This is a genomic window from Paracoccus sp. (in: a-proteobacteria) (genome assembly GCF_047973135.1).
Classification (GTDB): Bacteria; Pseudomonadota; Alphaproteobacteria; order Rhodobacterales; family Rhodobacteraceae; genus Paracoccus.
This window is the reverse complement of the sequence record NZ_JBKEBL010000149.1, coordinates 1-13,467: the sequence shown is the minus strand read 5'-3', so window position 1 is coordinate 13,467 and position 13,467 is coordinate 1. Positions and strand designations below refer to the sequence as shown.

Genomic DNA, 13,467 nt, shown 5'->3' with positions numbered 1-13,467 from the left:
CTGTCGCTGGACTGGGGCCCGCGCGCCGAGGTCAACCAGAAGGTTTCGGCTTCGACCCTGCTGCGGCACGGGCGCGATATGCATGGCTTTGTCGGAGGGCGCGACCGGGGCGGCAATGCGCAGTTCCCAAAGACGCCGATCCCCGTTCGCCCCGACGCGACCGGTCCCGAGGATTACGACGACATCGTCCTGCGCGACGTTCCTGCGCAGGTGGCTTCGATCACCGCAGACCGGCTGAATTTCACCCCCGATCCGCCATTCCATTTCGGCCTGATCCAGTTCGAAAACGGCGCGCGGGTTACGATGGAGCATTGCGACACCGAGGGCCGCAGCCCCGAGGTCGGCGATCCGGTGCGCATGCGATTCCGGATCAAGGCCATGGATCGGCAGCGGCGGTTCCGCAGTTATTTCTGGAAAGCGGCGCCGATCACGCGCCCCGAACTGGCGGCGGAGGGCTGAGCCATGGCAAGCGGCATCCGCGACAAGGCGGTCATCATGGGCATGGGATGCACCAGATTCGGCGAACGCTGGGACATGTCATCCGACGATCTGATGGCCGAGGCCTTTGCCGAGGCGCTGGCCGATGCCGGGATCGGCAAGGATCGGATCGGGGCGGCATGGCTGGGCAGCGCGCTGGATGACGTGAATACCGGCAATTCGGCCATTCCGCTGGCCAACGCGCTGCGATTGCAGGGGATCCCCGTCACGCGCGTTGAAAACATGTGCGCGACCGGAACCGAGGCGCTGCGCGGGGCGGTCTATGCGGTGGCCTCGGGCGCGGTGGATGTGGCGCTGGCCCTTGGGGTGGAAAAGCTGAAGGATACCGGTTTTGGCGGCTTGCCGGTCCGTACCAAGGGCGCGGTCAACGATCTGTGGATGCCCTATGGCTCGGCCCCCGGCACATTCGCACAGCTTGCCGGGGCCTATCGCGCGAAACACGGCGTCAGTGCCGCAGATCTGAAACGCGGCATGGCGCATGTAAGCTGGAAAAGCCACCAGAACGGCGCGCTGTCGCCCAAGGCGCATCTGCGCAGGCCGGTCGATATGGACACGATCCTGAACGCGCCGCTGATCGCTGATCCGCTGGGGCTGTTCGATTGCTGCGGCGTCTCGGACGGGGCGGCCTGCGCCATTGTCGCGACGCCCGAGGCGGCGATGGCGCTTGGCAAGGCCCGCGCCGATCTGGTCGCGGTGAAAGCCTTGCAGATCTGTGCCAGCCATGGCTGGGAAAGCCAGTATGGCGCCTGGGACGGATCTTATGTGCCCGGCACGCGCATCGCGGCGGGCCGGGCCTATGCCGAGGCGGGCATCACCGACCCCCGCGCCGAAATCAGTCTGACCGAGGTGCATGACTGCTTTTCCATCACCGAGCTTGTGACCATGGAGGATCTTGGCCTGTCCGATCCGGGGCGCGGGGCCTTTGACTGTCTGGACGGCCGCTTTGACCGTGACGGCGCAATTCCGGCGCAGGTTGATGGCGGGCTGAAGTGCTTTGGCCATCCGGTCGGCGCAAGCGGGCTGCGCATGGCGTTCGAGGTGCATGCCCAGCTTTTGGGTCGCGCCGGGCAGCGGCAGCTTGGGCAGGTGGATTTCGGGCTGACGCATAACCTGGGCGGGCAGCCGTCCAACTCGGTCGCGGCGGTGTCGATCTTTGGACGGCTTTGAAAAAGGGGCGATAAGATGGCAGGACGCTATTACGAGAAATTCGAACGTGGCGAGGTCATCCGTCACGACACGCGGCGCACCGTGACCGAGACGGATAACGTGCTGTTCAGCACGCTGACCATGAACCCGGCGGCGATCCATATCGACTATGACTATGCCGCAAGGACTGAATTTGGCAAGCCGCTGGTCAATTCGGTCTTTACCCTGGGTCTGGTCGTCGGCCTGTCGGTGGGCGACACCACGCTTGGCACGACGGTGGGCAATCTGGGCTGGGACGAGGTGAAATTCCCCAGGCCGGTTTTCATCGGCGACACGATCCGTTCCGAAACCGAGGTGCTGGACATGCGGCTCAGCAAATCGCGCCCGACGCAGGGCATCGTCACCTTTCTTCATCGCGGCATCAATCAGCGCGACGAGGTGGTCTGCGAATGCAGGCGTCTGGCCCTGATGATGCGAGAGCCGGTATGACGCTGACTGCGCTTCTGTTCGTTCCTGCCGATAGCGAAAGGAAATTCCTCAAGGCGCGCGATTGCGGGGCCGACGGGCTGATCCTGGATCTTGAGGACAGCGTTGCCCCCGCGAACAAAGCCGGGGCGCGGGCCGGGCTTGGCGCCTGGATCGACGGCCATGGCGGCGGGCCGGCTCTGTGGGTCAGGGTGAACCCGTTCGACACCGGCCTGACCGCCGACGATCTGAAGGCCGTGGTGCGGCCCGGTCTTGCGGGCATCGTTCTGCCCAAGGCGAATGGCGGGCAGGATGTGGCGCGGCTGTCGGATCTGCTGGACCCGCTGGAAACGGCGGCGGGGATGGCGCGGGGGTCCGTCCGGGTGATCGTCGTCGCGACCGAGACGGCGGCGGCGATGTTCAACCTTGCCAGCTATGCACCGGCCCATCCGCGCCTTGCGGCGCTGACCTGGGGGGCCGAGGATCTGTCGGCTGCCATCGGCGCTACGGCGAACAAGGACGCTGGCGGCGACTGGACCGCGCCCTATCAGCTTGCCCGCTCGCTGTGCCTGATGGCGGCGGCGAATGCCGGGGTTCCGGCGCTGGACACGCTTTATGCTGATTTCCGCGACCGCGACGGGCTGACGGCATCCTGCCGGATCGCCCGCCGCGACGGCTTTGCCGGGCGGCTGGCCATTCATCCGGCACAGATCGCAGGCATCAGGGCGGGTTTCGCGCCGACTGCGGCCGATATCGCGCTGGCCAGCCGCATCGTCGCGCTGTTCGACGAAAACCCCGGTCTGGGCACGGTCGGGATCGACGGCAGGATGTATGACATTCCCCATCTCAAGGCGGCGCGGCGCACGCTGGCCCTGGCCGGGGACGGGACGCAACGGAGGACGGGCTATGTATGACAGCGCAGAAGAACGGCAAGAGACCCTGAACGCCATCCGCGAGGGGGTACGCGGCGTGGTGAACCGCTTTGACGCCGATTACTGGCTGGAACGCGATGATGACGGCGCGTTTCCACATGAATTTCACAAGGCCATGGCCGATGCGGGCTGGCTGGGGATCACCATGCCGCAGGAATATGGCGGCGCGGGTCTTGGTGTGACCGAGGCGGCGATCATGATGCACGAGGTTGCGGGCAATGGCGGCGGGATGGCGGCGGCCTCGACCGTGCATATCAACCTGTTCGGGCCGCATCCGGTGGTGGTGTTCGGCACGCCCGAACAGAAATCGGAATGGATCCCGCGGCTGGTTACGGGGCAGGACAAGGTGGCCTTTGGCTTTACCGAACCCGATGCCGGTCTGAACACCACGCGGATCAAGACCTTTGCCGAAAAGGTGCCCGGCGGCTATCGGGTGAACGGGCAGAAGGTCTGGACCTCGACCGGGCAGGTCGCCAACAAGATCATGCTGCTGACCCGGACCACGAAATACGAGGATTGCCAGAAACCCACCGATGGCATCACCATCTTCTACACCGATCTGGACCGCGCCCATATCGACGTCCAGCGCATCCCCAAGATGGGCCGCAAGGCGGTGGATTCCAACGCCATCTTCATCGACGACCTGTTCATCCCCGAGGATCACCGCATCGGCGACGAGGGCAAGGGCTTTTCCTACATCCTGCATTCGCTGAACCCCGAGCGTATCCTGGTCGGAACCGAGGCCGTCGCCATCGGCCGCGACGCACTGTCCCGCGCGGCGAAATATGCAAGGGAACGCGTCGTCTTTGACCGGCCCATCGGCATGAACCAGGGCATCCAGCACCCTCTGGCGGAACGCTGGATGTATCTGGAAAGCGCGTGGCTGATGCTGCTGAAGGCGGCCGAACTGTATGACACGGGCAAGCCCTGCGGTGCCGAGGCCAATGCGGGCAAGTTTCTGGGCGCGCGCGCGGGCTATGACGCCTGCCTGCAATCGGTGCTGACGCATGGCGGCTTTGGCTATGCGAAGGAATACCATGTCGAGCGCCTGCTGCGCGAGGTGACGGTGACGCGCATCGCACCTGTCACCGAACAGCTTATCCAAAGCTTTATCGCCGAAAAGGTGCTGGATCTGCCGAAAAGCTATTGATCCGCAAGGCGCGGGGAAAAGGAAGGAAATCATGGGAATGATGGACGGCAAGGTGGTGCTGGTCACGGGCGCGGCGCGCGGAGTGGGCCGGGCGGTCGCGCTGGAGATGGCGCGGGCAGGGGCCTCGGTCGTGGTGAACGATCTGGGGGTGTCGCTGAAAGGCGATGACAGCGCCGACACCGGACCCGCCCATGACGTCGTGGCCGAGATCGCAGCAATGGGCGGCAAGGCCGTCGCCAATTTCGGCTCGGTCGCGTCATGGGACGATGCGCAGGGCATGGTGCAGACGGCGCTTGATGTTTTTGGCCGGATTGACGCGGTGGTCAACAATGCCGGAAATCTGCGCGACGTACTGTTCCACAAGATGACCGAGGATGATTTCGATGCGGTTGTCGCGGTGCATCTGAAGGGCAGCTTCAACGTCAGCCGCGCCGCTGCCCCGCATTTCAAGGCGCAGGCAGGCGGGGCCTATGTGCATATGGCCTCGACCTCGGGGCTGATCGGCAATCTGGGGCAGGTGAATTACGGTGCGGCAAAGCTGGGCATCGTCGCCATGTCCAAGCTGATTGCGATCGACATGGCGCGGTTCGGAGTGCGCTCGAACGCGGTCGCGCCCTTTGCCTGGACGCGGATGGTGTCGTCGATCCCCGCCGACACGCCGGAACAGCAAAAGCGCGTTGAGGGGCTGAAAAGGCTGATCCCCGAAAAGGTTGCGGCGCTGTGCGTGGCACTGTGTTCGGACGGGGCGGCGGGCGTTTCCGGGCAGATCTTCGGGTCGCGCAATAACGAGATCTACCTGTTCTCGCAGCCGCGCCCGCTGCGTACCGCCCATACCGCCGCTGGCTGGACCCCCGAGACCATCGTCGGGCGGGTATTTCCGCAATTCGAAAATGACTTCTACCCGCTGCACAAATCGGGCGATGTCTTTACATGGGATCCGGTCTGATGCCCTTTGACGCGGAACGTCTGAGGACGTGGGATTTCGGTGCAAGGACACAGGGCTATACCGCCCGCGACGTGATGCTGTACGCTCTGGGCATCGGTCTGCCCTTCAGTCCCGGCGAAAGCGGCGATCTGGATTTTCTGGTCGAGGACCGGTTGCGCGTGCTGCCCTCTTTCGCGGTGGTGCTGGCGACGCCGGGGATGTGGCCCAAGGCCCCGGCGCTGGGGATCGTCTGGGAAAAGGTGCTGCACATGGCGCATGCCTGCCGGTTCGGCGCGCCCCTGCCGCCCGAGGCGCAGGTCGAAAGCCGCGCCCGGATCACCCGGCTTTACGACCGGGGGGCCGACAAGGGCTCGGTCTGCGTTCTGCGGCGCGAGGTGCGCGACAGCGCCGACGGCACGCTTTATGCCACCATTGACCAGACCGTCGCGATGCTGGGCAATGGCGGCTATGGCGGTAAGCCGCTGCCCCGTCTGCCGCGCCCCGGCATGCCCGACCGCCCGCCCGATCATGTGGAACAGGTGCCGACCTCGCCCCGCGCGGCGCTGATCTATCGCCTGTCGGGCGATTTCAACCCGCTGCATTCCGATTACACCGTCGCGCGCCGGGCCGGGTTCAGCGCGCCGATCCTGCACGGGCTTGCCTCTTACGGGACGGCCTGCGCGGTGATCCTGCGGGCTTTTTGCGATGGCGATCCGGCGCGGATGGCCTCGCTGGATTTGCGCTTTGCGGGCGTGGTCATGCCGGGCGAGCGGTTGGAGTTTCGCTGCTGGCATCAGGAAGGCCGCATCCTGTTCGAGGCGCATGCGGGCGGTCGTCTGGTGATTGATCAGGGGGTTTCGGAACTGGCCTGATGCCGGGCCGGGCTGCTGTTCAGCCGCTGCCCCTGCGTAAAATCAAATGGTTATAGCCGGACAGCATAATCAAAGGAAAGTCGTCAGTCTATATCATGAAAGCAATCTGCATTACGATACGCCAGTTCTTTCAATTGAACGCAAGACAAGGAGAAATCCGGATGTTCGAAACACCGCAACGCAGGCCATCGAAGATCACCTTCGCGCCGGGGGTCGTTTCTGGCGGCATGAGGCGCTGATATGGGATATGCATCTGTTTTCGCGCCGGGCCTGTTCGACGGCAAGGTAATCATCGTCACCGGCGGCGGTTCGGGGATCGGGCGCTGCATGGCGCACGAGCTGGCCCATCTGGGCGCGCAGGTGGTGATCGTCGGGCGCAATCCTGACAAGCTGGACCGAGTGGCCGCCGAAATCCATGAGGATAGCGGCAAGGTTGCGGCGATGGCCTGCGACATCCGCGACGAGGCTCAGGTGATTGCCACGATCGACGGCACGCTGGCGCGGTTCGGCGCGATCCACGGGCTTGTGAACAATGCGGGCGGGCAGTACCGCGCCGAGATGAAAACCCTGTCCACCAAGGGGTTCGAGGCGGTGGTGCGCAACAATCTGACCGGCGGCTTCATTTTCATGCGCGAGGCCTATACCCGCTGGATGGAGGCGCATGGCGGCGCCATCGTCAACATCATCGCCGATATCTGGAATGGCTGGCCCGAATTTGCCCATTCGGGCGCCGCGCGGGGCGGCATGCTGACGCTGACGGAAACGGCGGCCTGCGAATGGGCGCATTCGGGGGTCCGGGTCAATTCGGTCGCGCCCGGAGGGATCGCTTCGTCAGGTTTCGATCAGTACGAGCCGCATATTACCCAACGCCTGCTGGAATATGCGGCTAAGGTACCACTGCCGCGCTATGGGACCGAGGCCGAGATTTCGGCGGCGGTGGTCTATCTGTTGTCGCCCGCCGCAGCCTATGTCACCGGATCCTGTCTGCGGGTCGATGGCGGTGCGCCCAATGCGCGGCAGACCTGGACGGGCGCGTATCAGGCGCGAAACACCCCTGAATTCAATGGCTTTCACAGGGCAGTCATGCCCGAAATCTTGAAAACGGGACAGCAGGGCAGGCAAAGTGCCGATATGGGCCGGCGTTCAGGGGAAAACGGGTGAGGATGGGGCCGCGCGCTCAGGTCACGCGCGATCTGATCTTGTACCGGGGATCGCGCCACAGTTCCCCGGCGATGACCTGTTCGATCCGCCCGGCGGCAATCATAATGTCCTGACGGTCAAGATACAGCGGCGTAAAGCCGAATCTCATGATGTCGGGCGCGCGGAAATCTCCGATCACGCCGTGGTCGATCAGCGCGCGCATCGCCTCATAGCCGTGATCGAAGGCGAATGACACCTGGCTTCCGCGCAGGGCCGGATCGCGGGGCGAGGCCAGCCGCAGCGACGGGCATCGCCTTTCGACCTCGGCGATGAACAGCTCCGACAGCGACAGCGAGGCCGCCCGGACCTCGTCCATGGACAGGCCGTCCCACACGTCCAGCGCGGCGTCCAGAATGGACAATTGCACGATGGGCGGGGTGCCGACGCGCAACCGCTCGGTTGACATGGCGGGTCGGTAATCAAGTTCCATGGCAAAGGGTGCATCATGCCCCATCCAGCCCGAAAGCGCAGGTGCAATGCTGTTCACAATGTCGGGCCGGGCATAGATGAAGGCTGGCGCGCCGGGGCCGCCATTGAGGTATTTATAAGTGCAGCCGATGGCAAATTCGGCATTCGATCCCTGAATATCCACCGGGACGGCCCCGGCGCTATGGGCCAGATCCCAGATCATCACCGCCCCGGCGGCCTGTGCGGCCTGTGTGATGGCGTTCATGTCATGCATGCGCCCGCTGCGGTAATCCACATGGGTCAGCATGACGACCGCCACCTCGTCGCTGATCGCGGCGGCGACATCCTCGGGGGCGGGGGTCAGGATCCTGTGCCCGTCGTTCAGCAGCCGGGTCAGGCCCTGCGCCATATACAGATCGGTCGGGAAATTCCCGTCATCGGACAGGATCACCTTGCGGCCGGGGCGCATCGACAGGGCGGCGGACAGCGCCTGAAAGACCTTGATCGACAGCGTGTCGCCCGTCGCGACTGAACCGGCAGGGGCGCCGATCAGCCCTGCGATGCGGTCGCCGACATGTTTGGGCAGCGAAATCCAGTCCGCCGTGTTCCAGGCCCGGATCAGCCCTTGCCCCCATTCATCGGCAATGACGGTGGCGGCGCGCTGCATTGCCGCCAGCGGCATGGCCCCCAAAGAGTTGCCGTCAAGATAGATGACGCCTTCGGGAATCGCGAACAGCTCTTTTCTGGGCAGCATCACAATTCCCCCCTGACATTCCACAATTCGGGAAAAAGCACGACGTCAAGCATCTTGCGCAGATAGGCGACGCCGGATGTCCCGCCCGTGCCGCGCTTGAACCCGATGACCCGTTCGACGGTGGTGACATGGTTAAAGCGCCAGCGGCGAAAGTAATCCTCAAGATCGACCAGCTTTTCGGCCAGTTCGTAAAGCGTCCAGTATGTGCCGACATTCTGATAGACGATCTTCCACCGGTCCTGAATTTCAGGCAGCGCCTTGTGGGGGGTGTCAAGCTGGGGGGGCGGGACGTTGTCCTCGTGCCCGTCCAGCGTCCTGAACAGCAGCCTGACCACCTCGTCGTAAATACTCGGGCGTGCCAGCTCATCTGTCAGCAGTCGCAGGATTTCCGGCGCATGTGCGTGGGGTTTCAGCATGTTGGGATTGCGGTTTCCCAGAAGATACTCGATCAGCCGGTACTGATGGGACTGGAACCCGGAAGACCCGCCAAGCGTGGCGCGAAAGGTTGTATAGTCCGCCGGAGTCATCGTCCGCAGCACCTCCCATTGCTGGTTCAGTTGTTCGAAAATGCGGCTGACACGGGCCAGCATCTTGAACACCTCGCCCGAATGGCCCGCGATCAGCATCCTGCGCGCGGCGGTCATTTCGTGCAGGATCAGCTTCATCCACAATTCGCTGGTGTGATGCTGGATGATGAACAGCATCTCGTCATGCGCGTCGCTCAGGGGGTGCTGCTGCGACAGCAGCGCATCCAGATGCAGATAATCGCCATAGGACATCGCATCGCCAAAATCCGTCTTTGCGCCGTCCGCTTCGGGATTATAGGCGTCCTCGTTCATGATCCGCTCCCTTGTTGCGGGGCAGGATCAGCCCGCTTGCGCGTTTTGGCAAGATCCCGCAAGGCAACAAGCGCGGATTGTCAGGTGCTTTCCGCGACAATATCGTTCGACAGGGTGCCAATTCCCGAAATCGCCACCTCGATCCGGTCGCCGGGTTTCATGAACAGCTTTGGCTCGCGGAACAGGCCGACGCCGCTGGGGGTGCCGGTGGCGATGACGTCGCCGGGCAGCAGTTCGGTCACGACGGACAGATAGGCGATCAGTTCGGGGATGCCAAAGGCCAGGTCGGCGATGGGCGTGGATTGCACCACCTCGCCGTTCAGCCGCGTTTCCATGCTTTGCGCCGCCGGATCGGTCAGTTCGTCCGCCGTGACCAGCCATGGCCCCATCGCGCCAGAGCCGACGAAATTCTTGCCCGCCCAGAATTGCGAAGTGTGGCGCTGGAAATCGCGGATCGAGCCGTCGTTGAAGCAACTGTAACCCGCGATATGTTCGAAGGCGTGGGTTTCGGGGATATTGCGGCCCGGCTTGCCGATGATGACGGCCAGTTCGCCCTCGAAATCGAACCAGTCAGAGGCTTTCGGGCGGATCAATGGCACACCGCTGCCCACGACCGAGGACGGATAGCGCGTAAAGATCGAGGGTTTCGCGGGCTTGTCGCGCCCGGTTTCGCGGATATGGCTCATATAGTTCAGGCCGATGCAGATGATCTTGTCGGGGTTCGGGACCGGCGGCAACAGCGTCACATCGGCCATCTCCAGCATCGGCGCGCCATCCGCCGCCGCCGCGAGGCCGGCCAGCGCCCCGGCCGCAAGAACGGCGCGCAGGTCTGCATGGGTCACGCCGGGCATCGCCCCCGCATCCAGCAGCCGGTCGCCCCGGACGATCCCGTAAGAGGCCCGGCCATCGGGTTTCACATAAGAACAGATGCGCATCGTTTCACCTTCCTTGCTTGGGTCTGATCGGGATCTAGCGCCGCCGCAGGGGCCAGACCCGCGCTGATCCGAGGCCGTCCGCCTGCCGGACAGTCAGGGGCACAGCAGGATTTTTCCGATGTGCCGACCCGCCTCCATCATGGCATGGGCCTGCGCGGCCTGATCCAGCGGAAAGGTTGCGGCGATATGCGGGCGGACGCTGCGACCCAGCAACGGAACCGCATCGCGGCGCAGCATGGCGGCGACCCCGGCCTTCAGCGCCAGAGGCAGGGGCCGCAGCAGCGATCCGGTGATCGCGATGCGCCGGGCCATCAGCGTCCGCAGCGGCACGGCCAGAACCGCGCCGCGCCCCGGCGACAGATGCGCGATCCGCCCGCCGGGGGCCATCATCTGCATATCGGCCTCAAGATGCGCGCCCGCCGACATGTCCAGCAGCGCATCGACCCCCGCGCCGTCGGTTGCGGCCAGCACCTGACCGGCAAGATCCTCTGCGCGATAACTGATCGCGGCGAAGGCCCCAAAGCGCCGCGCGGCCAGCAGCTTGTCATCGCTGCCGCAAGTCGCGATCACCCTGTATCCCAGTGCCGACAGCGCCTGTATCGCGATATGGCCGACCCCGCTGGTGCCGCCATGGATCAGCACCACCTCGCCGGGGATCAGCCGCATCAGGCCAAAGAAATTCCACCACGCGGTGAACAAAGCCTCGGGCAGGCCCGCCGCCTGATCAAGGCTCAGCCCATCGGGGACGGGCAGGGCAAGCGCCGCTTCGGCCAGCGCGTATCCGGCGTAACCTCCACCCTGCACCAGCGCCATCACGGGCGTGCCCGCAGGCCAGCCCTCGACCTCTGCGCCGCATGCGGCAACGGTCCCCGCGACCTCCAGCCCCGGTACCGGCGTGCCGTCGTGATGCGCGCCCGCCTGCCGCTGGTTGCAATCATGCCGGTTCACCCCTGCCGCCGCCACCGCGATCAGCATCTGACCCGGCCCCGGTACCGGCCTGTCGCGCGTGGCAAGGCGCAGCATCTCTGGTCCGCCCGCACCCCGGATTTCAACCGCCCGCATCCGCGTCACCCCTGCCGGATCACACGGTCCAGCCAGGCGCAGTTGCTGGCCGGATCCGCCGCCCGCCGCCCGCGTCGCGCCGTGTCCATGGCCATTTCACGCAACTGCTGCCTTGCCGGTGAATCCTCGGGCAGATACAACCGCTCGTGCCCCCAGAAACTGGGCCCGTCCGTGGTTTCATGCGCCACCCATGTCTGCGGGTCGATCTCTCGCGCGCCCCAGCCATATTCGACAAAGAACCCCGACGGCGAATTGGCATAAAAGCTAAGCATGTGGTCATTCGAATGCCGCCCAAGCGCATAGGCGACGCGGCCCTGATCCTGCTGCGCCAGATCATAACCCTGCCCGACATCGTCCAGCGACAGCAGCTCGATCATGAAATGATGAATGCCCCGCCGCCCGCTGCCGACCATGGCAAAGCTGTGATGCCGCCCGTTCAGGTGAAAGAAATACAACGGAAAGGGCGTCAGCCCGTAATCGGTGACGCGAAATCCCAGCAGGTCGCGATAAAAGGGCAGCAGGATGTCCGGATTTTCGACATGCAGCACCGCATGGCCCATCCCCAGCGGCCCGGTCTTGAAACCCGAGATTGGCCGTCCCGGCGCGAATGGATCGGATGTGACTTCGGGGTCGCAGAACACTTCGATCCGGTTGCCGTCAGGATCGTTGAACGACATCAGCCGCCCGACCAGACGTTGCGCGGCCAGTGTCGTTTCGGACGTCACCGCGATCCCGGCATTTTCCAGCCGTCCGGCCAGCGCGTCCAGTTCGGCGGGGCTGTTCACCTCCCATCCCATGAAATCCAGCCCGTCATCGCCGTCATCCGTCACCAGCAGCCGCTGCTTGCGGTCATCCATGCGAAAGGCGCGGCTGCCGCGGCTGCCATCCACCCGCTGCATGCCCAGAAGTCCGGTGGCGAAACTGTCCCAATCGCCGGTCCGCGATGAGCGGATGCCAAGATAACCCAGTGCCGCAAGGCTCATGATGTCCTCCTGTCGCTTTGGTCCAGCCTAGTCCGGGGCGCGGTGCGGTGGACAGGGCTTTGCCGGATTGTCCGCTGGCCGGACAGCGCGTAAGCTGAACGGGGAACAGGGCCCGCAAGGGGGGAACGCAGATGTCAGGCTTCGAGGCCGTCCGCTCGTTGCGGCGGGGGTTGCAGATATTGCAGGCCGTCAATCAGGGTGACGGGCTGAAAGCGGCCGAGGTGGCGCGGGCGACGGGTATCCCGCGCCCGACCGTCTATCGCCTGCTGGAAACGCTGGAGGCGATGCATTTCGTCATCCGCGACCATTCCAGCGACAACTGGCGGGTGACGCTGCACGCCAAATCGCTTAGCTCGGGGTTCCGCGACGAGGACGGGGTGGTGCAGGCGGCCTTGCCCGCCATGACGCGGCTGGGGCGTGACATCCGCTGGCCCGTCGATCTGGTGACATATCGCAACTATCGCATGCACATCCGCGAATCGACCCATTACACCAGCCCCTATTCGATCGATCAGGGCATGGTCGGGCTGGCCCTGCCAATGCTTGAGGTGTCCAGCGGGCGGGCCTATCTGGCCTTTTCCGGCGATGCCGAACGTGAACATGCGCTGGCGGGACTGCGCGACGAACTGGGCCTGACTGACCCGATCATCCTGCCCGAGGGTCCGCTGGATGCGCTGCTGGAACAGACCCGGCAGCTTGGCGTCGGCTTTCGGCGCGACCACTTTCGTCAGGGCACATGCAGCATGTCCTCGCCGATTTTCCACGATGGCCAGATCGCCGCCTGCCTGACGATCATCTGGACCACCAGCGCGATGAAATTCGACAAGGCGATCGAGGTCTATCGCGACAAGCTGATCGGCGTCACGCAGGAAGTTTCGGCCGAATTGCGGGCGCTGGCCCTGCCCGAAGGCCGAACCGGGCAGAGCGCAGGGCAGGGGGCAGGGGCCTGAACCGGCGGCCCCGCTCAGTTTTCGGCGGCATCCAGCGCGGCGGCGAAAGCGTCATGGATGGCCTGCCCGTTCTCGGTTCCGGCGATCCATTCCTGCGTGGCGACATCCAGCGCCTTTCGCCATTCCCCGGTCTGGGTAGCGTCGGGCGCAAAAATCTGAATGCCGTTTTCCGACACCATCCTTTCCTTTGCCTCAAGGACATTCTGATCGAAGGACGGACCGAAGCGGTCGGCAAAGGCCGCGCCGGAACGCGCGTCTATGACGGCTTTGGCGCTGTCCGACAGGCTTTCGTATTTACGCTTGTTCATCAGCACCAGCATCGGTGTCGTGCCCAGAGGCAGGTCAAGG

13 protein-coding genes and 2 pseudogenes are annotated in these 13,467 nt (G+C 64.5%); 9 read left to right on the top strand and 6 right to left on the bottom strand.

Annotated features, from left to right (window positions below; all coding sequences use genetic code 11):
* From ACK5L9_RS11470 to ACK5L9_RS11435, 8 genes and pseudogenes are all read left to right on the top strand, one after another.
* Window positions 1-459, top strand: a pseudogene (locus ACK5L9_RS11470) (hypothetical protein); the annotation flags it as partial.
* Window positions 460-462: 3 nt separating this feature from the next.
* Entirely contained in the window at window positions 463-1,665 is a 1,203-nt protein-coding gene (locus tag ACK5L9_RS11465) for an acetyl-CoA acetyltransferase (protein WP_416911597.1), read from the top strand.
* A 15-nt stretch (window positions 1,666-1,680) separates the two neighbouring features.
* Complete coding sequence (locus ACK5L9_RS11460; RefSeq protein ID WP_416911596.1) at window positions 1,681-2,133, top strand: MaoC family dehydratase; 453 nt, start codon at window positions 1,681-1,683, stop codon at window positions 2,131-2,133.
* On the top strand, window positions 2,130-3,023 hold the full coding sequence (locus tag ACK5L9_RS11455) for an HpcH/HpaI aldolase/citrate lyase family protein (RefSeq protein WP_416911595.1): 894 nt from the start codon (window positions 2,130-2,132) through the stop codon (window positions 3,021-3,023). Before ACK5L9_RS11460 ends, ACK5L9_RS11455 begins: the two co-directional genes overlap by 4 nt.
* A complete protein-coding gene (locus tag ACK5L9_RS11450) occupies window positions 3,016-4,191 on the top strand; it encodes an acyl-CoA dehydrogenase family protein (RefSeq protein ID WP_416911594.1) in 1,176 nt (391 codons plus the stop codon). The genes ACK5L9_RS11455 and ACK5L9_RS11450 overlap by 8 nt, the downstream gene beginning before the upstream one ends.
* Window positions 4,192-4,222: 31 nt before the next feature.
* On the top strand, window positions 4,223-5,137 hold the full coding sequence (locus tag ACK5L9_RS11445) for an SDR family oxidoreductase (RefSeq protein WP_416911593.1): 915 nt from the start codon (window positions 4,223-4,225) through the stop codon (window positions 5,135-5,137).
* Window positions 5,122-5,988 carry a MaoC/PaaZ C-terminal domain-containing protein gene (locus ACK5L9_RS11440; RefSeq protein ID WP_416911592.1) on the top strand — a complete coding sequence of 289 codons (867 nt, stop codon included), beginning with the start codon at window positions 5,122-5,124 and terminating at the stop codon, window positions 5,986-5,988. The genes ACK5L9_RS11445 and ACK5L9_RS11440 overlap by 16 nt, the downstream gene beginning before the upstream one ends.
* A gap of 240 nt (window positions 5,989-6,228) precedes the next feature.
* A complete protein-coding gene (locus ACK5L9_RS11435) occupies window positions 6,229-7,149 on the top strand; it encodes an SDR family oxidoreductase (RefSeq protein ID WP_416911591.1) in 921 nt (306 codons plus the stop codon).
* Window positions 7,150-7,165: 16 nt separating this feature from the next.
* Here the strand turns inward: ACK5L9_RS11435 and kynU are convergent, their stop codons facing one another.
* The 5 genes from kynU to ACK5L9_RS11410 all read right to left on the bottom strand — a co-directional run bounded on the left by kynU (window position 7,166) and on the right by ACK5L9_RS11410 (window position 12,169).
* Window positions 7,166-8,350 (bottom strand): kynureninase, encoded by a 1,185-nt coding sequence (gene kynU, locus ACK5L9_RS11430; RefSeq protein ID WP_416911590.1) that lies wholly within the window; start codon window positions 8,348-8,350, stop codon window positions 7,166-7,168.
* Entirely contained in the window at window positions 8,350-9,189 is an 840-nt protein-coding gene (locus ACK5L9_RS11425; protein ID WP_416911589.1) for a tryptophan 2,3-dioxygenase, read from the bottom strand. Before ACK5L9_RS11425 ends, kynU begins: the two co-directional genes overlap by 1 nt.
* A gap of 80 nt (window positions 9,190-9,269) precedes the next feature.
* A complete protein-coding gene (locus tag ACK5L9_RS11420) occupies window positions 9,270-10,124 on the bottom strand; it encodes a fumarylacetoacetate hydrolase family protein (protein WP_416911588.1) in 855 nt (284 codons plus the stop codon).
* Between the two features lie 93 nt (window positions 10,125-10,217).
* Window positions 10,218-11,186 carry an NAD(P)H-quinone oxidoreductase gene (locus tag ACK5L9_RS11415; RefSeq protein ID WP_416911587.1) on the bottom strand — a complete coding sequence of 323 codons (969 nt, stop codon included), beginning with the start codon at window positions 11,184-11,186 and terminating at the stop codon, window positions 10,218-10,220.
* A gap of 5 nt (window positions 11,187-11,191) precedes the next feature.
* Complete coding sequence (locus ACK5L9_RS11410) at window positions 11,192-12,169, bottom strand: VOC family protein (RefSeq protein ID WP_416911586.1); 978 nt, start codon at window positions 12,167-12,169, stop codon at window positions 11,192-11,194.
* 131 nt (window positions 12,170-12,300) lie between these two features.
* On the opposite strand from ACK5L9_RS11410, the gene ACK5L9_RS11405 reads away from it, so the two are divergent.
* Window positions 12,301-13,119, top strand: a complete 819-nt coding sequence (locus tag ACK5L9_RS11405; RefSeq protein ID WP_416911585.1) for a helix-turn-helix domain-containing protein — start codon at window positions 12,301-12,303, stop codon at window positions 13,117-13,119.
* A gap of 14 nt (window positions 13,120-13,133) precedes the next feature.
* On the opposite strand, the pseudogene ACK5L9_RS11400 reads toward ACK5L9_RS11405, so the two are convergent.
* Window positions 13,134-13,467 (bottom strand): annotated as a pseudogene (locus ACK5L9_RS11400) (C4-dicarboxylate ABC transporter substrate-binding protein); the annotation flags it as partial.